Origin of the sequence: Pyxidicoccus trucidator (genome assembly GCF_010894435.1) — a bacterium.
In the GTDB taxonomy this organism is placed as follows: domain Bacteria; phylum Myxococcota; class Myxococcia; order Myxococcales; family Myxococcaceae; genus Myxococcus; species Myxococcus trucidator.
Window position 1 is genome coordinate 219820 of sequence record NZ_JAAIXZ010000007.1, and the last position, 24660, is coordinate 244479.

General features: G+C 72.8%; 15 protein-coding genes. 9 read left to right on the forward strand and 6 right to left on the reverse strand.

Translation table 11 applies throughout. From position 1 onward, the window contains the following. Positions 1–24: 24 nt before the first annotated feature. Positions 25–5493: a non-ribosomal peptide synthetase gene (locus G4D85_RS21130; protein ID WP_164014718.1), complete on the reverse strand. Its 5469-nt coding sequence runs from the start codon at positions 5491–5493 to the stop codon at positions 25–27. Between the two features lie 474 nt (positions 5494–5967). Between G4D85_RS21130 and G4D85_RS21135 the strand changes: the two genes are divergently transcribed. Both G4D85_RS21135 and G4D85_RS21140 read left to right on the forward strand, forming a co-directional pair. Beyond that, positions 5968–6405, forward strand: a complete 438-nt coding sequence (locus tag G4D85_RS21135; protein WP_164014720.1) for a DUF2383 domain-containing protein — start codon at positions 5968–5970, stop codon at positions 6403–6405. Positions 6406–6775: 370 nt separating this feature from the next. Continuing rightward, complete coding sequence (locus tag G4D85_RS21140; RefSeq protein WP_240359416.1) at positions 6776–7471, forward strand: hypothetical protein; 696 nt, start codon at positions 6776–6778, stop codon at positions 7469–7471. A 21-nt stretch (positions 7472–7492) separates the two neighbouring features. On the opposite strand, the gene G4D85_RS21145 is transcribed toward G4D85_RS21140, so the two are convergent. From G4D85_RS21145 to G4D85_RS21155, 3 genes are read right to left on the reverse strand one after another with little or no spacing between them, the layout of a single operon-like run. Next, the gene (locus G4D85_RS21145; RefSeq protein WP_164014724.1) at positions 7493–8587 is read right to left on the reverse strand and encodes a hypothetical protein; all 1095 of its coding nucleotides are present in this window, start codon (positions 8585–8587) and stop codon (positions 7493–7495) included. Between the two features lie 10 nt (positions 8588–8597). After that, the gene (locus G4D85_RS21150) at positions 8598–9158 is read right to left on the reverse strand and encodes a DUF2378 family protein (protein ID WP_164014726.1); all 561 of its coding nucleotides are present in this window, start codon (positions 9156–9158) and stop codon (positions 8598–8600) included. Positions 9159–9216: 58 nt separating this feature from the next. Continuing rightward, positions 9217–9831, reverse strand: a complete 615-nt coding sequence (locus G4D85_RS21155; protein ID WP_164014728.1) for a hypothetical protein — start codon at positions 9829–9831, stop codon at positions 9217–9219. Between the two features lie 982 nt (positions 9832–10813). Between G4D85_RS21155 and G4D85_RS21160 the strand changes: the two genes are divergently transcribed. The 7 genes from G4D85_RS21160 to G4D85_RS21190 all read left to right on the forward strand — a co-directional run bounded on the left by G4D85_RS21160 (position 10814) and on the right by G4D85_RS21190 (position 19906). Next, positions 10814–11389 (forward strand): hypothetical protein, encoded by a 576-nt coding sequence (locus G4D85_RS21160; protein ID WP_164014730.1) that lies wholly within the window; start codon positions 10814–10816, stop codon positions 11387–11389. 351 nt (positions 11390–11740) lie between these two features. Beyond that, complete coding sequence (locus tag G4D85_RS21165) at positions 11741–12994, forward strand: hypothetical protein (protein WP_164014732.1); 1254 nt, start codon at positions 11741–11743, stop codon at positions 12992–12994. Continuing rightward, complete coding sequence (locus tag G4D85_RS21170; RefSeq protein ID WP_164014733.1) at positions 12984–14591, forward strand: Tox-REase-5 domain-containing protein; 1608 nt, start codon at positions 12984–12986, stop codon at positions 14589–14591. The genes G4D85_RS21165 and G4D85_RS21170 overlap by 11 nt, the downstream gene beginning before the upstream one ends. A gap of 12 nt (positions 14592–14603) precedes the next feature. Further along, positions 14604–15353, forward strand: a complete 750-nt coding sequence (locus G4D85_RS21175; protein ID WP_164014734.1) for an immunity 52 family protein — start codon at positions 14604–14606, stop codon at positions 15351–15353. A gap of 384 nt (positions 15354–15737) precedes the next feature. Then, complete coding sequence (locus G4D85_RS21180; RefSeq protein ID WP_164014735.1) at positions 15738–17177, forward strand: DUF2079 domain-containing protein; 1440 nt, start codon at positions 15738–15740, stop codon at positions 17175–17177. A gap of 112 nt (positions 17178–17289) precedes the next feature. Next, positions 17290–18588: a phospholipase C/P1 nuclease family protein gene (locus G4D85_RS21185; protein WP_240359417.1), complete on the forward strand. Its 1299-nt coding sequence runs from the start codon at positions 17290–17292 to the stop codon at positions 18586–18588. A gap of 106 nt (positions 18589–18694) precedes the next feature. Continuing rightward, a complete protein-coding gene (locus tag G4D85_RS21190; protein WP_164014737.1) occupies positions 18695–19906 on the forward strand; it encodes an NAD-dependent epimerase/dehydratase family protein in 1212 nt (403 codons plus the stop codon). A gap of 87 nt (positions 19907–19993) precedes the next feature. On the opposite strand, the gene G4D85_RS50335 is transcribed toward G4D85_RS21190, so the two are convergent. Beyond that, positions 19994–23008: a serine/threonine-protein kinase gene (locus tag G4D85_RS50335; protein ID WP_164014738.1), complete on the reverse strand. Its 3015-nt coding sequence runs from the start codon at positions 23006–23008 to the stop codon at positions 19994–19996. Beyond that, positions 23005–24480, reverse strand: a complete 1476-nt coding sequence (locus G4D85_RS21200) for an aminotransferase-like domain-containing protein (RefSeq protein ID WP_240359418.1) — start codon at positions 24478–24480, stop codon at positions 23005–23007. Before G4D85_RS21200 ends, G4D85_RS50335 begins: the two co-directional genes overlap by 4 nt. Positions 24481–24660: the final 180 nt, after the last annotated feature.

The window sequence follows — 24660 nt, forward strand, 5'->3', positions numbered from 1 at the left end:
CCTGGAAGTCATCGTCCTGATGCGCTACTTGCCGCGAGGCCCGCGTCCCCGCGCGGCCTGCTGCCGCCGGCCCATGGCCGCCCTGCGCCGCTCCGCCTCGTCCTTGATGGACCGGGCCTGCTCCTTCGCGGCCACGGAGTCCTCCCCAGATGCGTCCCCGGAGCCGGCTCCGCCGCTGCCCAGGTGTCGGGCCAGCGCGCTGACGGTGGTGAGCTTGAAGAGGTCCACCAGCGTGAGGTTCGCCCCCAGCTCGTCGCGCAGGCGGCGGTGCGCCTGGGCGATGAGCATGGAGTTGCCGCCCAGCTCGAAGAAGTTGTCGTGCAGGCCCACGTCGCTCACCTTGAGCACTTCCTGCCAGACGGTGGCGATGCGCCGCTCCAGCTCGCTCTGCGGCGGGGCGTAGGCGGCGGCCAGGGTGGGGCGCTCGCCCTCCGGCACCGGCAGGGCGCGCGTGTCCACCTTGCCGTTGGGCGACAGCGGCAGCGCCGGCAGCACCAGGAAGGCGGACGGCACCATGTACGGCGGCAGCGACTCCGCGAGGAAGCCGTGCAAGTCACCGTGGGTGGGCGCGGGCTCGGAGAGCACCACGTAGGCCACGAGGCGCCGGTCACCCGGGTTGTCCTCGCGCGCCATGACGCAGGCGTCGCGCACGGCCGGGTGGCGGCGGACGGCGGCCTCCACTTCGCCCAGCTCGATGCGGAAGCCGCGAAGCTTCACCTGGTTGTCCGCGCGGTGCAGGTACTCCAGCACGCCGTCCGGCAGCCACCGGGCCACGTCGCCGGTGCGGTACATGCGCTCGCCGGGACGAAAGGGGTTGGCCACGAAGCGCTCCGCCGTCAGCTCCGGCTGGCGCCAGTAGCCGCGCGCCACGCCCAGGCCGCCCACGTACAGCTCGCCCGCACAGCCCACGGGCAGCGGCTGGCGCCGCGCGTCCAGCACGTACACGTCCGTGTTGATGATGGGACGGCCAATGGGCATCCACGCGCGCCCCTTCAGGTCCTCGGGGCGCAGGGGGTGGTACGTGCTGCACACCGTGGTCTCCGTCAGGCCGTAGCCGTTGACCACCAGGGTGGTGCCCAGCAGCGCCTCCACGTCGCCGGCCACCAGCGCCTCACCGCCGCTGAGCACCAGCCGCACCGAGGGCAGCGTGTCCTTGCGCGCGTTGAGCCCGGCGATGACCGCGGGCACGGTGCTGACGATGCTGACCTCGTGCCGGGCGATGAGTCCGAGCAGCAGCTCCGCGTCCAGCACCTCCTCCTCGGTGGGCAGGACGAGCGCCGCGCCGGTGCACAGCGACGGGAGCACCTCGCCCACGAAGCTGGCGGAGGCCACGGACGTGAGCGGCAGCACCCTGTCTTTGGCGCCCGGCGCGTAGGACTCCACGAACGAGCGGACCAGGTTGGCCAGCCCGCCGTGCTCCATCATCACCCCCTTGGGCTGGCCCGTGGAGCCGGACGTGTACACGAGGCACGCCAGGTCTTCCGCGCGCACCGCCACCGGCTCGGGCGGAGTCACGGACGCCGCCGCGCCCCAGTCCAGCTCGCGGTCCAGGCTGACCACCCGCACCCGCTCGGTGCGCACGTGCGCGGCGAGCGGCGCGTGCAGGCGGGACTGGGTGAGCAGCAGCGGGACGCCCGCGTCGTCGAGGAGGAAGGTCAGCCGCTCCACCGGGTACGCCGGGTCGAGGGGCACGTAGGCCGCGCCCGTGGAGAGCACGCCCAGCACCGCGGCCACCATCTCCACCGAGCGCTCCAGGTGCAGGCCCACCACCCGGCCCGGCCCCACCCCCTGCTGGCGCAGCCACGCGGCGAGGAAGCCGGCGCGCTGGTGCAGCTCGCGGTAGGTGAGCCGCTCGTCGCGGAACATGACGGCGGCGGCGTCCGGCGTGCGCGCGGCCTGCGCGGCGAAGAGGGCCGGCAGCAGCGCGCCGTCCAGCGGCACGCGGGGCCCGGACTGCATGGCGACCAGCTGCTGGCGCTCCGCGGGCGGGAGCAGCGGCAGGTCCGCCAGCGCGCGGCGCGGGTCCGCCACGAGGCCGGCGAGCAGCGTGCGCAGGTGCCCGGCCAGACGGGCGATGGTGCCCGCGTCGAAGAGGTCGGTGTTGTACTCGAAGGAGGCCACCAGCGCGGCGCCGGCCTCGCCCATGGTGAGGGTGAGGTCGAACTGGGCGCCGCCGTGGTCCAGCGGGAGCGACTCCAGGGGGAGCCCGGCCAGCTCGGCGCGCGCGCCCGGCATGTCCAGCGCGAAGGCGGTGAGGCCGCGCTCGTCCAGGCGGGCCGCGCGCTGGTACACGAACATCACCTGGAACAGCGGCGAGCGGCTGTGGTCCCGCCCCGGCTGGAGCCGGTCCACCAGCACGTTGAAGGGCTGGTCCTGGTGCTCCAGCGCCTCCAGCACCGTGCGCCGCGTGGCGGCGAGGTAGTCGGTGAAGGACTGCGCTGCGGTGGGCCGCGTGCGCACCACCAGCGGGTTGACGAAGTAGCCCGCCACGGACGCCAGCTCGGGCCGGTGGCGGCCGGCGCTCACCACGCCCACCGTGAAGTCCTCCTGCCCGGTGTAGCGGTGCAGCAGCACCTGGAAGGCCGCCTGCAACAGCATGTTCAGCGTGGCGCCCTGCTCGCGCGCCAGCGCCTTGAGGGCCGCGGTGAGCGCGGCGTCCAGCGGCTCGGTGTGGACGCGGCCGGCGTAGGTCTGCACGGGCGGCCGGGGCCGGTCCGTGGGCAAATCGAGCACCGGCGGCGGCCCGGCGAGCTGCTCGCGCCAGTAGCGCTCCAGCGCCGCGCCGCGAGGGCTGGCCAGCAGCTCCGCCTGCCAGCGCGCGAAGTCCGCGTAGGTACGCGCGGGCTTCGGCAGCGCGAAGGGCTTCCCGGCGCGCAGGGCGGGGTAGAGCACCTCCAGCTCCTCCGCGAGGACGGCCAGCGTGCCGAAGTCGGTGACGATGTGGTGCATCGCCAGCAGCAGCGCGTGGTCGTCCGGAGCGCGCGAGTACAGGCGCACGCGCAGCAGCGGCCCGGTCTCCAAATCAAACGGACGGCGGGCTTCGGCGGACAGGCGCTCGCGCAGGGCGGCGTCGTCCCAGCCGCGGGCGTCCACCGGCTCGAAGTCCAGCGCAAGCCCCTCATGGATGCGCTGCACCGGGCCGGCCGCCGTCATGGCGAAGGTGGTGCGCAGCGCGGGGTGGCGGGCGACGAGTGTTTCGAACGCGCGCCGCAGGGCGTCCACGTCCAGCGCGGCCTTCACGCGCACGGCGACGGGGACGTGGTACGCGGCGCTGGCGGGCGCGAGCTGGTGCAGGAACCACAGCGCCTGCTGGCCGCCGGACAGCGGCGCGTCACCGGTGCCCTCGTGCGCCGCCACGGCGGGCCCGGAGGCCGGGGCCGGGGGCGCGGCGAGCAGCGCCAGCACGGTGTCCGCCAGCTTCTCCAGCGAGTCGCCCTGGAGGATTCCGCCCAGCGGCACGTCCACGCCGAGGCCCGAGTCGAGCGCGCTCTTGAAGTCGATGGCCATCAGCGAGTCCACGCCGTACGCGTGGAGCGGACTCTTCGGGTCCACCTGGGACGCGGGCAGGCGCAGCACCGCGGCGGCCTGCTCCTGGAGGAACACGGACAGCAGCGCGCGGCGCGCCGCCGGGTCCGTCACCGCCGTCAGCGCCTTCTGGATGAAGCTCGGCTCGCGCGCGGCGGGGGCCGTGCGCTCCGTCGGGGACGGCGGGGCCGTGGGCGCGGCCTGCGTGTCGAGCACGCTCTGGTGCAGGACCTCCAGCCCGCCGGAGAGGAAGTCGGCGCGGGTGGCGAAGCGCTGAATCTTGCCGCTGGACGTCTTGGGCAGGCTGCCGCCCTGGATGAGCACCACCGCGTACACCTGGAGCTCGTGCGCGTCCGAGACGGCCTGACGGATGGAGCGCGAGACGTCCTCCAGGTCCACGCCGCCCGACTCCACGGCGCGGCGGTCCACCTCCTGCACCACCACCAGCCGCTCCTCGCCGTCCTTGTCCACGGAGAAGGCGGCGCCACAGCCCGGCCGCAGCGCCGGGTGGACCGGCTCCACCGTGCGCTCGAGGTCGTGCGGGTAGTGGTTGCGGCCCCGGATGATGATGAGGTCCTTCAGCCGGCCGGTGACGTACAGCTCGCCGCCGTCCAGGAAGCCCAGGTCTCCCGTGCGCAGGAAGCGCGCGTCGTCCCCGGGCACCTTCGCGCCGAAGGCCGCCGCCGTCTGCTCCGGGCGGTTCCAGTAGCCCTGCGCCACGCTGGGGCCGGCCACCCAGACCTCGCCCACCTGTCCCGGCGGCAGCGGCGCCCCCGTCTCCGGGTGGGCGATGACGAGCCGCTGGCCGTCCAGGTTGCGCCCCGAGCCCACCAGCGTCTGCGCGCCCGGGCGCTCCGGGACGGACGGCTCCACGCGGTGGCCCTTCAGCGCGGCGGCGTCCACCGTGCGCAGCACCGGCGCCTCCGCCTTGAGCCCACCGGAGGCGATGAGCGTGCCCTCCGCCAGCCCGTAGCAGGGGTAGAAGGCCTCCATCTTGAAGCCGCACGGGCCGAACACGTCCGCGAAGCGGCGCAGCGTGTGTGGCTGGAGCGGCTCGGCGCCGTTGAAGGCCAGGCTCCACCGGCTCAAGTCGAGCGTGTCGCGCTCCTCCGGCGTCACCTTCCGGGCGCACAAGTCGTAGGCGAAGTTGGGCCCGCCGCTGGTGGTGGCCCCGTAGCGCGAGACGGCCTTCAGCCAGCGCAGCGGGCGCTTGAGGAAGTCCACCGGCGACAGCAGCACCACCGGGAAGCCCCCGTAGAGCGGCTGGAGGATGCCGCCGATGAGGCCCATGTCGTGGTACGGCGGCAGCCAGATGACACCCTGGCTGTCCTTCGAGTGCCCGAAGCACCCGTGGATGAGCGCCGAGTTGTGCATCAGGTTGGCGTGCGAGAGCACCACGCCCTTGGGCGAGGAGGTGGAGCCGGAGGTGTACTGGAGGAAGACGGTGGTGCTGGCGTCCGCGCCCGGGTGCTTCCACGCCTCGCCCATGGCCGTGTCCAGCGTGTCGGTGGCCAGCCAGTGCAGCGCGCGCAGCTCCGGCGCCTGCTCGAAGAGCATCTCCCCCAGGCCGAGGATGAAGTCGGTGGTGAGGGCGATGGTGGCCTGCGCGTCCTGGCAGATGGCCATCAGCCGGGGCAGGGTGCGCCCCAGCCGCATCGGGTCCGGCGGGTAGATGGGCACCGCGATGACGCCCGCGTAGAGGCAGCCGAAGAAGCCGGCGATGTAGTCCAGCCCCGGGGGGTACAGCAGCAGGGCCCGCTGCCCCCGCGCGCCCCGCGCCTGCAACGCCGCGGCGATGGCGCGCGCCTTGCGGTCCAGCTCCCCGTACGACAGGTGCGCCTCTTCCTCCTCGCCATCCACGAGGAAGGTGAAGCCGCGCTGCTCCGGCTGCCGCTCCGCGCGGACGCGAAGCAGCTCCAGCAACGTGTCACAGCGGGGGTCCAGGTCCGAGGGAAGACCGGTGGGCATGACGCCTCCTGAAGATGTATCGCGGTGTCAGCGTCGTGTTTCCCGTGAGGACACGTGCTGCTCGAGGGCCCTGGTGACGGGCCGGTTAAAACAAATGACACAAGCTCAAGGGAGTGACGACGGGTGAAGACTCCGGCTCACTTCGCCGCGCCCACGCGCCGATGCGCCCGTGGGAGGGACTCAGAAGGGGCGCGGAGTGAAGGGCAAGGGGCACGGTGCCGGGCCGTGGAGGGGGGGAGTCCGGGCTGTGGAGTCATGCCTGATGGAGGGGGGGCACGTGACGTCGTGTGCGACGCATCTTCACAGCCCGAACGCAGTCTTGCAAACAGAGCGACCTGGCGTTCGAGGTACCCGTCCCACGAGGGGGGGACGGCCGGGGGGGCAGGCTCTCGCTGACGGGGGGAGGGCCCTCGTTGACGGCGGGGGAGCAGGCATCACCTTTGCGCCAGACAGCTCTCACGAAGGAGTCCGTCCATGGCGAACATTGGCAAGGATGTCGACACGCTCAATTCCTTCCTCCGCGGGGAGATTTCCGCCGTGGAGACGTATCGCAAGGCGCTCGGGCACGTGTCGGATGACCGGGCGCGGGGCGCGCTGGAGGACTGCCAGCATGACCACGAGCACCGCGTGGAGGAGCTGCGCGAGCGCATCCGGAAGATGGGGGGCGAGCCCGCGGAGGGCTCGGGCGTCTGGGGCACCTTCGCGAAGGTGGTGCAGGGCGGCGCGGACGCGCTCGGCGAGAAGGCCGCCATCCTGGCCCTGGAGGAAGGTGAGGACCACGGGCTCCACGACTACCAACGGGACGCGGACCAGGTGCACGGCGACGCCCGCCGCTTCGTGAAGATGGAGCTGCTGCCCGCCCAGAAGCGGACCCATGAGCGGATGAGCCGCCTCAAGCGCACCCTGCACTGAGGGACGACCTGCCACGTCGGGTGGTGCCCCCTCCGGGCTCCCTCGCACGGAGGGGGACGGTCGTCCCCTCTCCCGGCCCCGGGCTCGGGTGAGCCCGGGGCCGGCGTTGAATGCGGCGCCGCACGGTGCGTCAGGACTCCACACGTCCCCCGCCGCCGAGGCGTGTCCCAGGGGCTCCGCCCCTTCCAGGCCGCCCGGGGACTCGGGTGGGTCTGGAGGTTGTGGGGGCGGCATGCGATAAACCGAGGTCCCCCAGGTGAGCTCCGGGAGGCGACACATGTGGCTGGGCAGCGGTTCATCGGAACGTGATTCGAGCTCCGGGACTGAGACCGCCAGCACGCCCTCACGGGCCGAGCTCGCGCAGTCGCCCGTGCTCGCGTCGTCGTCCGTGGACACCAGCCACGCGGGCGCCCTCAGCACCGGCTGCGAGGGGCTGTTCCGCTCCACCGAGCGCGCCCTGGACTGGGCGTGGCGCCTGTTGCAGCTGACGAAGAGCGGCTCCGAGGCGGGCCCCCTGGTGGGCGCGGCCCGGACGTGCGCGCTCGACTTCCTCGACCGCGTCCCCCCGCATGTGCGCCGCGGCGTCGCGGAGCTGCTGGGCTACAGCAACCTGTGGCAGGCCGTCTGCACCCGCCTGGGCCGCCCCGTGGCCCGCTCCCACGAGGAGCTGATGCACGAGGTGGGCGCGGACCTCCAGCTGCTGCTGCGCGGCGCGCAGGCCCGTCTGGGCACCGCCGCCGCCCTGGAGCAGGGCCTGCTGGTCCACGTGGGCCGGCTGCGCGAGTCGCGCGGCGCAGAGCCCGGCGCGCCCCTGGAGCTGCGGGCCGCGCTGGATGCCTTCACCCACGCCGTGTCCGAGGTCATGGCCGCGGCCAGCGCCTACCGCCGCGCCTGGGAGTCCGCCGAGGCCGAGCTGTCCGAGTGGGCCGCGTGGCTCGGCGCCGGAGACCCGGGCTTCTGCACCTGGCTGGCCGAGCACCTCTCCGGCACCGTCTTCGCCTGGCGCCAGGCCCACGCCGCCGTGCGCCTGCTGCGAGAGCTGGGCGCGCTGGCCGGACAGCCGTAGCGGCGGGCGGCCCCGGTCGGCTCACGCCTCCACGAGGATGCGGTGGCGGTACAGCTCCAGCAGCACGTCCTCGGACAGGTCCGCCTGCTTGGCGTCCCGGAGGTGCTGGCGCACCGCCTCCACGGGCTGGCGGCCGGTGAACTCCACCAGCAGGCCGTAGGCCTCGCCGGGCAGGGCCACCGCGTCGTACTCGTTGTACGCACCCAGCGCGACGCTGCCGTCCGGCATCCACTGCACCGTGGCGTCCGCGTTGAACTTGAGCGTGCGCGGCAGCTTCGGCGACACGGCGGTGTCGTGGAGCTTCTCCAGCGTCTTCAGCTCAATGGTGCCGTCCAGGCCGAGCAGCTTCTCCAGCCCGTCCCCGGGCAGCTCGCGCACGAGCTTGAAGCAGGCGCGGTAGTAGTCCGCCTCGCGGCCCGCGTACTCCTTCCACAGCTCCGCGTACGCCTTCGCGGGCGGCGCGGTGTCGTCCAGGTCCTCCACGCTGAGCGGGACGGCCTGCGTCTCCGCGCGGTCTCTCCCGGACAGCACGTAGTCCGGCAGCAGCTGGAGCGCCGTCCAGCGCGAGAGCTGGATTTCCGCCAGCGTGAGGTACGTCTTCATCGACATGTAGAACTTGCGGCCGTCCGCGCCCGCCACGTACTTGCAGAAGAAGGTGGAGCAGACCGCCTCGCGGTAGGGCCAGATGGTGCAGCCGCCCGTCTCCACCGCGAAGTAGGGACAGCGCAGCGACGCGGCCCGGCCGAAGAACTGGTGCCCGTTCTTGTAGAGGAAGTGGAACTTCGCCGGAGGCCGCACCCACTGCGGCGTCACGCCGATGCGGCTGGCGAGCTTCTCCTCCATGCGGCGCCGGCCCTCGGCCAGCTCCGGGCGCGTGTCGGAGAGCAGCGCCCCCACCAGGTAGTTGGGCAGGCGCGGCGAGTACGTGCAGCACTTGGTGTCCGGGCGGAAGAAGCGGCTCACCCCGTCCACGGAGTCCACGGCGCCCCGCGCGTTGTCCTTGCACATGGCGCAGTTCGAGCAGGTGGCCTTGGTCTCCTCGGGGACGTCCTGACGGAAGAAGTCGGGGAGGAGGTCCCGGTAGAGGGCGGGGAGGGTGTCGAGGAGGCGGGGCATGGGGGGAGGGTCAGCGCGTCGAGGCGTCGTCCCACTGGACGCGGTAGGTGCAGGAGTCGGGGCCGTGGCGGGTGCAGGTGAGGGTGAGCCCCTGCACGCCGATGCGGCGGAGGCCCTCCTCGAGCACGCCCTCGACGAAGCCCTCGGTGACCTCGGGCTCGTTGAACCAGAGGTCCGCGGCGGAGGGGCCCACCACCGTGAGGCGCGTCTCGGTGAAGTTGTTGCCGCTGCGGAAGTTGTGCGTCATCCGGCCCAGGGAGCGCATGGGGCCGAGCACCCGCGCCATGGCCAGCACGGCCGCGCCCATCAGCGTCTGGGCGTAGCCCTCAATCATCCGCCGGGCGAGCCGGCGGCGCGCCTCGACCAGGGGCACTTCCGGGTGGAGCGCGCGGCCCACCTCGTCCAGACAGCGGACCCAGACACCGTGGGGATAGGCGGCGAGCAGCGGCGCGTCCAGGTCCATGCCGAGCTCCTTGAGCCGCGCGCGGAGCTCCGGAAGCAGGTCGCCGTCGAGCGTCCTGCGGTACAGGCTGTCCACCGTGTTGCCGAAGATGACGCGCTCGTTGCTCATGGGGGGCGCATTCTTCCCAGACCCCACCTCGCGAGGCCAGTTCCCTGGTGCTGCCGTGTCAGGTGGGTGGACTGTGCGGGGCACGCCCCGGTTCTTGGGGGGAGGGGGGAGGCGGTGCTGGGGCCGGGTCGGACGCGGGTGGTGCGTCGGGAGCGGGAATGGGTGCGGGTGGGGTGGCCGCCGGCTGCGAGGGCTCCACGGTGGGAGGCGGTGTCTGGTCGGGCTGTGGTGGTGGACCAGGGGGAAGCGGCGGGGGCGCGAGGGTGTCCTCCGCGGGCGGCGGCGGTGCCTTCCCGATGACCTCTCCCTGGGGCGTGACGGCGTATTCGTACCAGCCATCGAGGACGCGCACGCTGGGCCCGCCGCATCGGTCGAAGCGTTGGTCGACCAGCACGTAGTACACGCCTGGCGTGGGGCCGGTGAAGACGGCGACATCCAGTCCCTGCTCCGGGCTGGCACAGCCCGAGAACAGGTCTGGATAGGGATTCTGTTTCACCATTTCCCGAACAGCGGCGGCCGCGGCGAGCGCCGTCCCTGCCTCGGTGAAGGGAACGATGTTCTTGCGCGCCGCCCCGGTATCCGGCCACTCGACCTTGCCCTTCCACGTGGCGGAGGGCGCGGTACACCCGCTGAGCAGCATCACCAGCACCGCGTGCAGACACGCCTTGAGCATCTTTCTCTCCTGAAGCATCCGGAGGCGCACCGCGCCTACTCGCTCAGCAGCCGCAGCGGTTGATCGCATTGTGGCGCGCGGTGGGTTCTCAGAGGTGAGCAACGGCCGAGGGTCACCCAGCCGTCCTGGCGGATACTCCATTGTTGGATCTCCCCCGTGGGGAAATAGCGCAGGAAGACGCGCACTCCATCCTGCCGCTCAGCAACCAGGGCCGATGCCATCTCGATGCTCGTCCCTTTGTAGACCGCCGGAGCGGGGTTGCCTGGAATGAGGCGAACCTCCGCCATGGCTACATGGGGTTTGAACGTGTCCGTTGGCCACGCCCTGAGGTCCAGCGAGGAGGGTGGGGCGCCACACGGGTGGTTGTGAATGTACCCCACGACCCAAACCCGGGCGGCCGGGTAGTCGTCGTCCTGAACCTCGGAGTACGGGCGGCAGGACTCATGGTTCCCCCGAGAGGGTTCAGACACCCGCCATGACATCGTGTCGTGGTCTCCCGCGACGTAGACCGTCGCGCAGTACTCCGTGGACAGGCCCGCGATGGGCCGCTTCGACATTGGATCGCACACCCTGGCGCCTGGGCGCTTGAGGAGTGCATCGGCCACGTCCCGAAGCAGGTGGATTGGAATGGAGGCATCCCCGGTGGGCATTTCCACGGCCGGCACTTCCGCCCATGGGCCTCGCGCGATGCTGGCGTCCTGTGCGGTGGTGCCCGCAAGGGGTGGGCTGGCGCAACCCACCAGCACGCAGCTCGCGAGCAGGTGAAGGCGAAACGCGTGCCTCATGGGCCCGCTTCCGAGTGAAGGTGTCCTCGTTCGGTGGATGTCGGCAAGGTTTCTAAAGCTACCAGGGATGCAGATGCACAGTGTTGCCTCGGGCGATGGATGAGGGGCACCGACTGGACAGGGCCCCGGCGCGCGTGCTCGGCTTCCGGGTGAGGTCGACCCTTCACTCCCCCCGAAGTCCGAGGAGGCGCCGCCCCATGCGATTCTTCGAGGTGAACACCGAGGCTCCGCCAGGTGTCGACATGGGCAGCCACCTTCCGCTGCGCTTCACCTGGCGGCCCCTGCTCGGTGACGTGGTCTACGCGCTCCTCCTCGGCACGTGGTTCTGTGTGCTTCCCGCGGCGTACCTGCTGGACCAGGGGCTGACCCTCTCCTTCATCCTGGAGAACTGGTGGTGGGCCCTCCTGTTCGTCCTGGGCGGGACGTTCAGCGTGGTGGCCACCCTGCGGGGCGTCCTGACACGGCTGGAGGTCGAGGTGACGGACTCCCAGGTCCGCCAGCGCGGTGGCGGGACGCTCCGTGACAAGACGTGGAGCGAGCCCCTGGAGCGCTACACCGCCCTGCGCGTCGAACACCGCCACCACCCGGACTGGCTTGGCGCCCGGGACGAGTTCGGCATCCACCTCTGCCATGGCGAGGATGACTCGCGCTCCGTCGTCCTGCACTGGGGGCGCAGCCGGCGCCACTTCCAGGCGCGACTGGCGCGGTACTCGGAGTTGCTGGGCCTGAGCGTCGAAGAAGAGGCGCGCGCCGCACGTCGCCTCGCGGGGTGAGCCAAGCGAGGTGCAGGCGGTGCAGTCCCCTGGAGGTACCTGGGTTATCAGCCCGCTGTCCCATGAAGGTTGCGGCAGGGGGGCAATGGACTACTGCTGCCATTCGCGCAACAACATCCCGTCTACCGGGGCGCCTCAGTGCCGCATGGGGGCCATGGGCACGCGCTCAGCAGGGATCGGCCACCGATTCAAGAACACGCGAGTCCTGGAGACCATCACCAGCGCCGGTTGGAGGTAGCACGCACACAGGCTCTTGGAAGGGCCTCAACGTATCGGTTTGGCGCCTTCGCGTCGGACCGGGAGGGGATGCTGTGTCCTCTCCTCGCTTGAGGGTTTGTCCAGGGGACGTGGATGCTCGCGAAGCAATCCGGGGCCGTGCTGCTGTGGCTGGTGTTTCTCCTGCAACCAGGTCGGGCATTGGCGGAGGTGCCGCGCGCGGAGGTGGGCTCGGACGGTCCTGCCGCTGCCGTGCCGCCGGATGCAGGGGTGAACCCGCCTGCCCTCGGGCCGAGCCCTCGGTGGGGCTACCTGATGCGGCTGGAGGGCGCCACGCTGGCACTGCTGCCTCGGCCGGGCGCGGGCGAAGACGCCGGGTATTTGCAGGTGACGCCCATGTTGGTGGCGGAGCTGGGCGAGGACTTCGGCGTCAATCTGGGCGCGCCGCTGCGGGTACGGCTGTGGGGCGGGGACGGCGGCTGGGTGCGGCGGGAGGGCTGGGACAGCCTCTCGGACTTCGGGCAGGTGGTGCGCGCCCTCAAGCTGGGCTCCGACAACGCGCCGCTGGGGGTCTGGTTGGGCGCGTTGGAGCGCTACAGCCTTCTCTCCGCGCATCTGGTGCGGCGCTACTCCAACCGGGCGAATCCCGACTACCACCCGGCGGGCGCCCTGCTGACGGGCTGGTGGGCGCCCCTGTACGTGGAAGCCTTCACCTCGGACATGCTGGGCGCGCGCCTCATGGGCGCCGAAGTCGAAGTGGACGTGGAGCACGTCCTTTTCGGCCGGCCGAAGCAACGTCAGCACTACACGCTGTCCCTCTCCGCCGTGCATGAGTGGGGCAAGACCGGGGGCGCCTCGCCCGCGATGACGCTGGCGCACCTGGACACCGCGGCGGTGGTGCTGGTGCGCCCGGGCTACGAGCTGCACGTCCTGGCGGGCTGGGGTGGCAGGCCGGGAGACGGCGGCGCCTGGGGCGCGGTGGCGGGCGTGGGCGCGGACTCGCACACGCCCACACGGGTCATGACGCTCCGGCTGGAAGCGCGGCGGCAACACGGCGGCTTCCGTCAAGCCTTCTTCGGTCCGGACTACGAGGTGGGGCGCTTCCTGGCGGCGGGCTCCGCTGTCGTGCCGCTGGCCTTGGCGCCCTTCCCGGACGGTTATTCAGCGTATGGAGAAGCGGCGGTGACCTGGGACGCGGAAGCGTTGGGGGGCGTGCTCCAACGTCACCTGGGTCCGCGCTACCTCGTCTCCGGTGAGGCGCGCTGGCGGTTCGCCGGGAAGCTCTACGCGCTGGCCAGCGGTGGCACGCTGCTGTTTCCGGAGGCCGGCGGCACGCTGCGCCCGGGTGCGTTCGCCTCCTTCGGCCTGGGGGTGGACCATGCCCGCTAAGGCCCTGCTGCTGGGCGTGGTGCTGCTGGCCACCGGCTGCGCCTCGCGGCCTCCGCCCTCCGGCCGTGCGGGCCTGATGATTCCGCGCCAGCTCGCCGCCGCGCCTGGGCTGCAGGACAACGGGCACGGCTCCCCCGCTTCACCACCGACCCACACGGCGACAGGTGAGGAAGCGCGCAGCCGCCACCGCCGGCCCGTGCGCCTGCCCAGCACGGCGGTGCTCACCTTCAGCGCGGAGGAGCGGACGCGGCGGGCGGTGGAGCTGGGCCTGCTTGACGTGGACGCCTTCGAGGCCTTGCTGGTGCGCGCGGGCCTGGAGGACAGGGACACACTGCTCCCGCGAAACGGGCCGCTGACGCCCGAGGACGCGGCGCGGCTGCTGATGCTGCTGGGGCAACGCCCCGTGACGCCAGGCACCTTCCCGCCGCGCATGGCGGCCGGCCACCTCTTGCGCGAGGTGCTGGAGGGCGGTGCATCCTCACGCGGGGAACTCCTGCGCCGGGTGGAGCGCTTCACGCTGGTGGCGGTGCTGCGCCCGGACGGCTGCCTCGCCTGGACTCGTAGTGGGCGCACCCAGCAGCGCGTGGGCCCGGTGGAGTGGAGAGACGGTGCCCTGCGCGCGGGCCCCTTCGAGCTGGGACGCTTCTACTCCGGCCGGGGCGGCGCCTTCCGCGCCCTGGACGCGCGGTTGGGGGCGGCGGACGGAGGCGTGCTGGCGGAGGTGTACGACGACGCGGATTACCTCTCGCGCACGCTGGACGGCGCCGAGGAGGCATTCGTGGGGCTGGCCGTGGCCGTGGGCCAGCTTCTCACCACCCATCCTGCTGACACGTTGGCCGCATTGCGCCAGTTGCCCTCGGGACTGGCCGCCCTGGTGGCTTCCTCGCCGGAGTACCTGGAGCGCTTCCGGTACATGACGGAGGGCGAGCAGGTGAGGGAAGTTTCCCGCCTGCTCACCAACCTGATTGCCACCTGGGGAGCCGCATCAGCCACCACGCGCACGCTCATGGGGGCCCTGGCGGGCGCGGAGGCCACGGTGCCCGCGCTGTCGCTCACGGCTGAAGGCGCACTGGTGCTGGAGCGCGTCGCGGTGCCTGTGGGCCGAGCGGCGGCGGTGCTGGGCGGCGGGCCCGGGGCCGTCGTCATCCTCCACCGCGCCAACACGGCGGCCAAGGCCCCCGCGCCCTCCGGCGGCCCGGGAAAATGGGGACCGGCGAAGGAATCCATGAAGCCACGCTCCCGCGCCTACCAGGAGCAGATTACGGGGCACTCGGCCGATGACGCCTACTGGGTCGGCGGCATGAGCACGAAGGAAGGAGGCGTGAAGTTCGATGGCTTCAAGAACGACGTGCTCCTGGAGGCCAAGGGCCTCGGCTATGCGAAGTTCTTCGAGGGGCTGGAACCCAAGACGTGGTTCCAGAACTCGGGAGCCAAGGCACTCATTGAACAGGCCGACCGTCAGCAGAAGAAAATAAAGGGCATGAAGTTCCGCATCGAGTGGCACGTGGCCGAAGCTGATGCAGCGAGGGCCATTCAGAAGCTATTGAGCGAAGCCAGGATTGGGGAAATCAAGGTCGTCTACACCCCGATGAAGTAAGGAGCGCACAGCGTGAGCGACAAGCCCTACCCGGAAACCTACTACGCGGGTGCCTATTGGGGACCTCGTAAGGAGTCTCCCGAGGCGTGCGCCCAGCGTGCGGCGGACTTCCTCAACCTGTTGGCCCCGGCCGACCCCTTCCTGGCTCACTGGTACAAGCCCGCGAAGTCCCAGAAGGATGCGCGCAAGCACCCGCTCATGCCGCCCGACTTGACCACCCTCACCGAGTTGTTCCGGCGCGGCGTCAACCGCGAGAAGGGAGGACCCGTCTTCGCGGACCTGGGCTTCACGTTCTGGTTCGACAACGGCGGGCCGACTGGTGACTGTGCGGCCCTGCGCATCAAATGCGGTGATTACTGTGGGACCAGCCCGAACTCCTGTGTCCTCAAACTGCCCTGGCGCGGGCCGAACGCCGACCGGGTGCTCACCGCTACCGTACTGGTCCATGCGATGCGCAGCATGGCCCTCGCCTGGGAGCCGGATTGGGCGCTCGCAACGTCGTCTGCATACGAGAACGAGTACCCAGAGCCTGACTCGGCACCTTTCTCTCTCGGCTGGGTGACGTACCTGTCACATCGCTTCGGCAGAGTGCCACCGCTCCCTGCTCCGGTGCGAATCGAGCCGGTGGACGACAAGGGCATGCTCATCGTTCTCACCCCTGAGCGCTTCACGATGACCAACGCGGACCATGTGATGCTGGCGCGGCGCGTGCGCGAACTGTTGGCCAGAGCCGGGCTCATGCCGTCTGTCATCCCTAAGTGACAGCGGAGCCCGACGCCGTTGCGCTCCAGGAGAGAACCACCGAGCCGGGCCGCCACGGGCGCCAGCGGGCTCCAGGCGGGCGCAACCGGCCCGGGCCGCCCTCGCTTTCCATTGACCCGCAGGCCGGCAGGCATGCTCCAGGCGAGCACTGCCGACCCGGGCGCCTCCTCCCGCGCGCTCCGGCTCGCTGGACGCGGATGCCGCTGCGTAACGGCTGGACGCGCTCCCGTCCCCCATGCCGAAGCCGTGAGCCTCGCGGGCCCCTGAGGTCCGGTGTCGCTGGCCCACGCCGCCCTGCTATCTTCGCGCGCCCCGAAGCAGGGGACCGGACACGGCTCACGCAGTCTCGCGTGGACGCGGTCTGGCTCGCGGAGCCGTGGAACGATGACCCCGACTGTCGTTGAACCCGGAGCCAGCCGCTCGCGCCGAATCCTGGGGGCGCTCGGGCTGGCCCTGCCCTTCGTCGTGTGGATGGGACTCGTCGTCCTTCCCATCTGGCTCCAGTCCGTGCACGGCTGCTTCTCCCACTATGACCTGGGCATCTACACCCAGGCCCTGGCGCGGCTGTCCCTGGATGACCCCAACCCGTGGCTCAGCGCGCGGCAGATTCGCATCTTCAATGACCACTTCGACCCCGTGCTCTGGCTGGCACGGCCGCTCGTCGGAGTGCTCTCGCCCATGTGGGCCGCCCTCGTCGCGGAGGCGCTCCTCGTCCTGCTCTCCACCGCGCCCCTGCTGTGGCTCCACGCGAAGGGCCGGTTGGACCGCACCTCCACCGCCCTGCTGTGCGCGCTGCTCCTGCTGAGCCCCAGCGCCGTGGACGCGGTGATGTTCCCCATCCACCCCACCACGTGGGCCATGCCGGCGTTCGTCCTCCTGGGCCTCGCCTTCCACTTCCGGAAGGACGGCCTGCTGGTGGCCTCGCTGCTCCTGCTGTTCGCCTGCAAGGAGGAGTTCCCCTACGTGGGCCTCATGCTCGCGCTGGCCCTGTGGCTTCGGGGGGACCGCCGGCTGGCCGTGGGCGTGCTGGTGCTCTCCGTGGCGTGGCTCGCCTTCGTCATCGGCGTGCGGCCGAAGTTCGGCTTCGTGGAGGACTACGGCGAGCGCCTCAAGCGCGGGCTGCAAGCGGGCGTCGTGCCGTTCCTCGTCGAGCGCCTGTCGCCGCGCCAGCTCTCGCGGGTGGGCACCCTGCTGCTGCTGCTGTCCCCCCTGGGCTTCTGGGCCTGGCGCGAGCGCCTGAGGCCCGACTGGAAGTGGCTGCTGGTCCTGCTGCCCATGCTCGGCATCCGCTTCCTCGGCATGGCGTGGCGTCACCAGTACGGCGCGCCCCTCATCGCCGCCATCGTCGTCGCCCTGGTGCCGATGCTGTTCTTCCGCCGCCTCCCCCCGTGGGTGCTGGCCACCACCGGCCTGCTGCTCGTCACCACCAATCAGACCAACCTGCGCCAGTTGGTGCGCACGCTCGCGTCCCCGTCGACGTACCCGCCCAACTGCCCGGGGAACGCCGCCCGCCTCGCCAGCGTGAGCCGCGCCGTCGACTTCCTCTCCACGCACCGCGAGGGCAAGGCGCTGTTGGGCGGCAACTTCGTCACGCCCCTGGCCTCGCGTGACGAGGTGTACGCCATCGGCGGGCCCCAGTCCGACCTCCACCTCGTCTACGACTGGGTGCTGGTGGAGAAGCCGCCCATGGGCAACATCGAGCCCGTGCCCTACGCGTACGTCGCGGCGCTCGTCGCCCGGTGGCGCACCCAGGAGGGGGCCGAAATCATCATCGACGACGCCCACGTCTTCCTCGCGCGGGGCCGTTTCACCGACAGTCCCTGAGCTGGAAGAGGCGGAGGCGGCGTAGGGCCCGGTGGCAGGGACGGGGTGCGAGCAGCCACCCCGGGGAACGCGCGGAGCCCACCGCGCGTTCCCGTGCCCTACGATGCGTGGTGTGACTCGGGCCCTGCTTGCCTCCTTGCTGCTCCTGGCCGTGGGGCTCTCCCCGCGCGCGGAGGCCTTCTCCGTCGAGGACCACCGCGCGCTCACCCAGGCGGCCCTCGACTCGGCTGCCGCGGCGGGTGGGGCGGCGGGGCTCGCGGAGCACCGGGAGTCCGTGCTGCACGGGGCCACCGCGGAGGACCTCAACCTCCACGTGAAGTGGACCGGCTGGCACCACTTCTACCGGCCGGAGGGGCACGTCTACTCGTCCCTGCGCGAGGGCTCGGACGCGCGCGTGCGGGACTTGTGGGACGAGGCGCTGGATGCGGCCCGTTACGGAGACATGGCCCGCGCGTGGGACAGGGCGGGGCACCTCGCTCACCACCTGCAGGACATGGCGTCGCCGCCGCACGTGGTGCCGGTGATGCACGGCCTGGGGGACGGCTTCGAGGACATTGGCGCTCGCGCCGCGCTGGGACGGCGGCCCCAGCGCGAGGTGGCTCCCCTCTCCGGTGCCGAGGCGCAGCTCGCCCTGGCTCGCGAGACGCTGGAGGCGGTGCGCTCGCAGACCCTGTCCACCCGGGAGGGCGCGGTGATTCCGTGGAGCGCCTTCTGGGCCGAGCCGGAGGCCGGGACGCCGGGCGCCTTCGGGGCCTATGGCGCCGTGGGCAATGCGTTCGGCCAGTCCGAGGTTCGCTGGCGGGGGCGCCTGCACCCGGTGGACTCCGCCAGCGTCGACGCCTTCATGGATGCCCGCGTCGCCTCCGCCGTCGCGTACACCCGGGCCTTCCTCGAGTGGGCCGCCGCGCGGTTCGAGGCCGTGTCGGCGCCGGACTCGCCGGGCCTGTTGCTCCGGGGCTTCCGGCCTCCTCCCGAGCTGTCGCTGCAGGGGCTGGGGGGACTGTCGCGGGACTCGCGCGGCACGGCCCCCGTCGCGGGCCTGCGGGCCACGCTGCCGATGCCCCATGCGCTGACGCTGTCGGTGGACTGGACGCGGGGGCTGGAGGGGGGCGCACGGCCCCGGCCTTCGGGCGGGTGGGCGCTGGCCGTGCAGTCTCCGCCGCTGCTGGCGTGGCGGCCCGGGTACCGGTTTGGCGTGGACCTGCGGGCCTCCCTGGGTGTGGGCCTGGTCTCTTGGGAGGGGGGCTCGCGCCTCGGCGTGCCCGTGGGGCTGCGCGCCCATGTGTCCCTGGGCGGCCCCTTCGTCGCCAGCACCGAGGTGCTCTACCAGGGGGTGCGCCCTCCCGGCGCGGCCTGGGGCCATGGCGTGTCGTGGACGGTGGGCTTCGGGGTGGCGCTGGGCGACAGGTGAGGCCCGCCGCCGGGCCCCGGTGCCCCGCCCGGGAATGGAAATTCCGCCGCGCGGTTCCCTGCCTGCTCCCCCCCGAGCGCTCCAAGTCCCCCTGGAGCCGCCACTCATGTCCTCCTCTCGCAGGAAGTTCCTGCAGTACTCCCTCGCGGGCGCGTCACTGCTCGCGCTCGGCCCTACGGCCCTGGCCGCTCCCTCCAACAAGGGCGCCGCGCCGAAGAAGGGCGCGAAGAAGAAGATTCTCATCCTCGGAGGCACCGGCTTCCTCGGCCCCGCCGTGGTGCAGGCGGCCCAGGCTCGCGGGCACTCGCTGACGCTCTTCAACCGCGGCAAGACGCGCCCGGAGTTGTTCCCCAACGTGGAGAAGCTGCGCGGGGACAGGGACCCGGCCAAGGGCGAGGGCCTCAAGGCACTCAAGGGCCGCAAGTTCGACGCCGTGGTGGACACGTCCGGCTACTACCCGCGCATCGTCCGCGCCTCCGCGGAGCTGCTGGCGCCCAACGTGAAGCAGTACCTCTTCATCTCCAGCGTCTCCGCCTACGCCAGCGACAAGACGGCCGGCGAGGACGAGAGCGGCCCCACCGCGAAGATGGCCGACCCCACGCTGGAGACGATGGGCAAGGACTACGAGTTCTACGGCGCCCTCAAGCGACTGTGCGAGGAGGCCGCCGAGGCCGCGCTCCCGGGCCGCGTCGCCAACGTGCGGCCGGGCTACATCGTCGGCCCCGAGGACCGCTCGGACCGCTTCACGTACTGGCCGGTGCGCTTCGACCGGGGCGGGGAGATGCTCGCTCCGGGCACGCCGAATGACCCGCTGCAAATCATCGACGTGCGCGACCTGGCCGAGTGGCTGGTGCTGCTCATCGAAGGCAACACGAATGGCGTCTTCAACGCCGTGGGGCCGGGGCACGCGTGGACGATGGGCGCCATGCTCGACACGTGCCGGCAGGTGTCCGGGAAGGACACGAAGGTGACGTGGATGCCCGCGGACTGGCTGGAGAAGCAGGGGGAGACGGGCGATGTCAGCCTCCCCATCTACATGCCGCCTGCGGGCAACAGCGCGGGCACGCACCTGCGCAGCAATGCGAAGGCGGTGAAGACGGGGCTCAAGTTCCGCCCCGTGGACGTCACCGTCCGCGACACGCTGGCGTACTTCAAGAGCCTGCCCGAGGAGCGCCGGAACAAGATGCGCGCGGGGCTGACTCCGGAGCGCGAGGCGGAGCTGCTCACGCTGTGGGCGAAGGCGCTGGCCGACGGGAAGAACACGCCCGCGACTCCCTCGGCGCCTGCCGCTCCGGCGGCTTCCGGCAAGGGCGGGTAGGGGAGGTGTCGTCGCGACGGGCGGCCGGGCCCCTGGCATCGGGGGCCCCTGCCTGGCGGCCGGGCGCGCGGGGCCCCCCGAGACGCGCTAATGCAACCGGGCTTGCAGCGACTTGACCCACGCCATCCGGCCGTTCCGCGTCCGGGCCTGCTCGAGTGTGGCGCGTGCGCCTGCGAGGTCCCCCGACGCGGCGAGCACGTGGCCGCGGAGGGCGAGGAGGCGCGGGTCCTCCGGCATGAAGGTCAGGGACTTGTCGATGGCGGCGCGCGCCCGGGCGAGGTCGGCCGCCAGCGGCGAGGGCCGCGCGAGCACGACCTCCGTCTCGAGGCGCCAGCCGTCGGGGCTGCTCGCATCCTCCGCCTTCATGAGCTGCGCGTACCGGTCGGCGGCGGTGAGCGCCGGGAGGGGGTCGAGGCCGCGGCCGGCCAGCCACGCCGCGCGGTGCAGCTCGACCTCCGCCATCCGGCCCCGCATCGCCGGGTAGACCCCGGCCTTCACCACCTTCTCGAGCAGCGGCCAGGCCCGGGCGAGCTCAGGCCCGGGGTCCCGTCCCGCCAGCACCGCGGCCTGGACCTCGAGCACCTCGAGCTCGGCGAGCTGGGCGGCGGCGATGATGTCGGTGTCGAGGCGCGTCCGCAGCATCGCGGCCCAGGGAGCCACCGCGGCCAGCGCGGCGTCTGGCCCCCGTCCCTCGAGGAGCACGGACTCGGCCCAGAGGACTGCAACCTGCACGCCGAAGCCGGCGAGCGCCGACTGGCCCTCGCCCCTCGAGAAGGCCTCGCCGATGATGAGGGCCGCCTCCGCGAAGCGCGCGTCGGCCGCCTCGCCGGCCGCCCAGCGCCGGGTGGCGTCCTCGCGGATTGCCTGGGCGAGCATGATGCGCGACACGATGGGGCGGTCTCCAATCTCCGCCACCCGGCGCGCCGCGACGAGCGCCGCCTCGATGTCCTTGGTCGAGTCGCCGCCGCGGATGCCGGTGGTCTCGGCGCGGTCCGTGTACATCTGCGAGAGCAGCGAGGGGGGGATGCTCGACTCGGGAGAGAGCTCGCCCGCGCGCGTCGCCGCCGCGATGCCCTTCTCCCAGGCCCAGCCCACCTCGTAATGGGCATCGCGCAGCTCGCGAGCGTAATTGAGGCACGCCCAGGCGAGCCGCTCCCATGCGGAGCGGTTCGCCGGCGCGGCCCGCGTCGCGGCGTCAGCGGAGGTGACCGCGGCGAGCAGGCCCGGGCCCGGGTCGGTGCCGAGCATGCGTGCGAGCCGCCCCTTCTCCGCGAAAATCTCGGAGCGAACGACCAGCAGGTCCGGGTCCCTCGGGTCCAGGGCGAGCCCCTCGGCGAGGACCGCGAGCGCCGGTTCGAAGCGGTCGGCGCGGATCGGCTCGCGCTGCTGGCGGACCATGCCCTCGTGCAAGAGCGCCTGGGCGAGCAGGAGGCGGGGGCGGGGGGCGCTGCGTCCAATCTCCGCCGCGCGCCGGAGCGCCGGGAGGGCCTCGGCGAGGGGCGTGAGCGTCCCGTCATGGTCTCGCGTCTCGTAGACCTCGAGGGAGCGGCGCAGCCAGGCCTCGCCCTCGAGGGTGCTCGCCTCGAGCGGGTCGGCCCCGGCCTCGCGCGCCCGCCGGGCGAGCGCGGCGGCGTCGGCATGGCGCTCCTCCACGAGCGCGATGCGGGCCTCGAGGAGGTCGCGGTCGGCGTCAGTCGTGCCGGGGACGAGTCGCAGGCGCGCGACGGCGGGCTCGCGGAAGCGCGCCCGGAGCGCGGCGATGCGGCCTTCCTTCCGCTTCGGGTCGTCGATGCGCGGGAGCTGCGCGCGCTCGCGCGCGTAGCGCTCGCCGTCCAGCAGGCCGAGCGCGAGCGCCGCCTCGGGGTGATGGAACCCGAGCGTCCACGCCCGCTCGAGCGCCTCGCGGGCCGGGTCGGCGTCATGGAGGAGCTGGAGGCCGCGCCCGATGGCGAAGGCCCGCGCGGCCGCTCCGGCGCTGCCGTCCGCGCGCCGCAGCCCGTCCACGGTGGAGCGGATGGCCGCGTACACCGGCGAGAGGTCGTGCGCGGGCGACAGGTGCGCGATGCGCATCGCGCTCTCCATTCGCTGCGCCTCGGCGCCCAGCCGCGCGGCCTCGAGCGCGTCCAGGCCCGCCCGCCGCTCTGCGAACGCGGCCCACGCCACGCCGAGCACCACCGCCGCCGCCGCCACGGCGGCGGCGCGCGCCGCCACCGGGTTGCGCCGCGCCCACTTGGTGGCGCGGTAGGCGAGCGTCGGCGGCCGCGCCAGCACCGGCTCGCTGCGCTGGAAGCGGCCGAGGTCCTCGGCGAACGCGAGCGCCGAGGGGTAGCGCGCGGCCGGTTCCCGCTCCATCGCGCACGCGGCCACGAGCGCCAGCTCGCGGGGGACCGCGGCGCCGAGGGCCGGCGGCTCATCGGCGAGGATGCGGCGGAGCAGGCTCGCTGGCTCGGAGCGCCCCGTCGCCTCGGCGAGCCCGTGGAACGGCGGGTGCCCGGCGAGCACCGCGTAGAGGGTGGCGCCGAGCGCATAGACGTCGGCGCGGAAGTCCACCGGGCCCGCGCTGGCGAGCTGCTCGGGGGCCATGTACTCGAGCGTGCCCGCCGGAAAGCCGGAGTGGGTGAGCCCGCCCTCCTCACCGCGGGCGAGGCCGAAGTCACCGAGCCTCGCCAGCGGCACGCCCGGCCCCTCCTCCACCAGCACGTTGTCGGGCTTCACGTCGCGGTGCACGAGCCCCTGGCGGTGGGCGGCGTCGAGCCCGAGGGCCGCCTGGCGCACCAGCTCGACCCGGGTGGCGAGCGTGAGGCCCGCGGCGAGGTCCGCGAGCGTCTTCCCCTCGACGAGCTGGAGCACGAGGCACGCGCGGCCCTCCAGCGAGCCGACCGCGTGCACGCGGACCACGTTCTCGTGCTCCACCCGCGCCTGCAGCCGCGCCTCGAGGACGAGCCGCTCAGTCTCGCGAGGGTCGTCGCCGCGCAGGAACTTCACCGCCACCGCGCGCTCAAGCGTGGAGTCAAAGGCGCGGTGGACGTGGCCCATCCCGCCCTCCCCGAGCAGCCCCTTGAGCACGACGCGTCCGTCCAGCGGCTGCAGCTCCACCGTCATCGCCCCTCCGGGAGGGCCTCGCCCATACGCCGCGCGACCTCGACCAGCTCCGCGTCGCCGTAGTTGGAGAACCCGATGCGCAGCCCCGGGACGGCGCCGCCGTCGAAGGCGAACTGCCGGCCGGCCTGGAAGGCGACCCCGCGCTCGAGGCCGCGCCGCGCCCAGGCGTCCACGTCGAGCCCCTCTCGCGTGCGGGCCCACAGGGCGAGGCCGCCCGTGGGCGGGTCGAAGGTGAGCGCGGCGCCGAGGTGCTCCGAGAGCGCGTTCGCGAGCACGTCGCGGCGGTGGCGGTAGACGGGGTGCATGCGGTTGAGGTGGCGCTCAATCTCGCCGTCCTCGAGCAGCTCCGCCATCGCCCGCTCGAGCGCGGGGTCACCGTGGCGGTCGAGGGCGTCGCGGGCGGAGCGCAGCTGCGCCACGAGCGGCGCGGGCGCGTGGACGAAGCCGAGGCGGAGCCCGGGGCTGAAGATTTTCGAGAGGGAGCCCACCAGCACCACCACGCCCGCGCGGTCCTCCGCGGCGAGCGGCAGGGGCAGCGTTCCTTCGAACTGGAACTCGGCGTCGTGCTCGGACTCCAGCACGGCGAATCGGTGGCGCGCCGCGAGGGCGAGCAGCCGCGCCCGGCGCTCCGGCGAGAGCGCGACCACCGAGGGGTATTGGCGCACCGGGGTGATGAGCACCGCGCGCAGCTGCTCCGTCGAGAGGAGCCGCTCGAGGGCGTCCACGTCAAGCCCCTGGGCGTCCACCGGCACCGGCAGGCAGCGCGCGCCGGCGCGGGCGCACGCCTCCCACGCGTCCCGCGCGCCGAGCGCCTCGACCGCCACCGCGTCGCCTGGCCCGAGCAGGGCGTGGGCAACGAGGGCCAGCGGCAGCTGCCCGCCGCGGGTGACCACCAGGCGCTCAGGCGCGGCGGCGACGCCGCGGGCCGCGCGCAGCGTGCGCGCGAGCGCCTCGCGCAGGGCGGGGTGGCCCTGCGGGTCGTCCACCGCGAGCGTGCCGCGCGGGTTCACCGTGAGCGCGCGGCGGTAGGCCCGCGCGAGCGCGGCGCCAGGCAGGAGGCGCGGGTCGGGGTTGCCGGTGGCGACGCGGAGCAGATTGCGGGCGGCGTCGGGCACCGCGGCGTCGGCGGGCCGGCGGAGGTCGAAGCCCATGCCGGCGCCCGTGAGCTCCGCCGCGGGCCCGGGCGGAGTCTCTGAGGCGCCCGGAAGGCGCCGCGGCGGCGTGGGTGCGACGGTGCTCCCTTCGCCCGGCGCCGCCACCAGCCAGCCCTCGTCGGCGAGCTCGCGGTAGGCGGCCATCACCGTGTTGCGGGACACGCCCAGCCCCTGCGCGAGCGTGCGGTAGCCCGGGAGCGCGTCGCCGGGCCGGAACCGGCCGCGGTGAATCTCGGACATGAGCGCATGCGCAATCTGCAGGTAGACCGGGCGGTTGGAGCGCGGGTCGAGGGTGATGGTGGGGATGCCGGGGGGCACGGCTGCTCCGGTCGCTGGCGGCGTGGCCACAGGATACGTCGCGGGCGGCCGCTTCGCTCGCAGTGAAGGTGAGCCAGCCTCCTACCCCCACTCAGGGGTGGCCCAGCCGACTTGTCGCCAGTGCACCTCCCCCGTGCCGCGGGCGAGGGGAATAGTCGGCCTCGCTGTTCCTCTCCACCG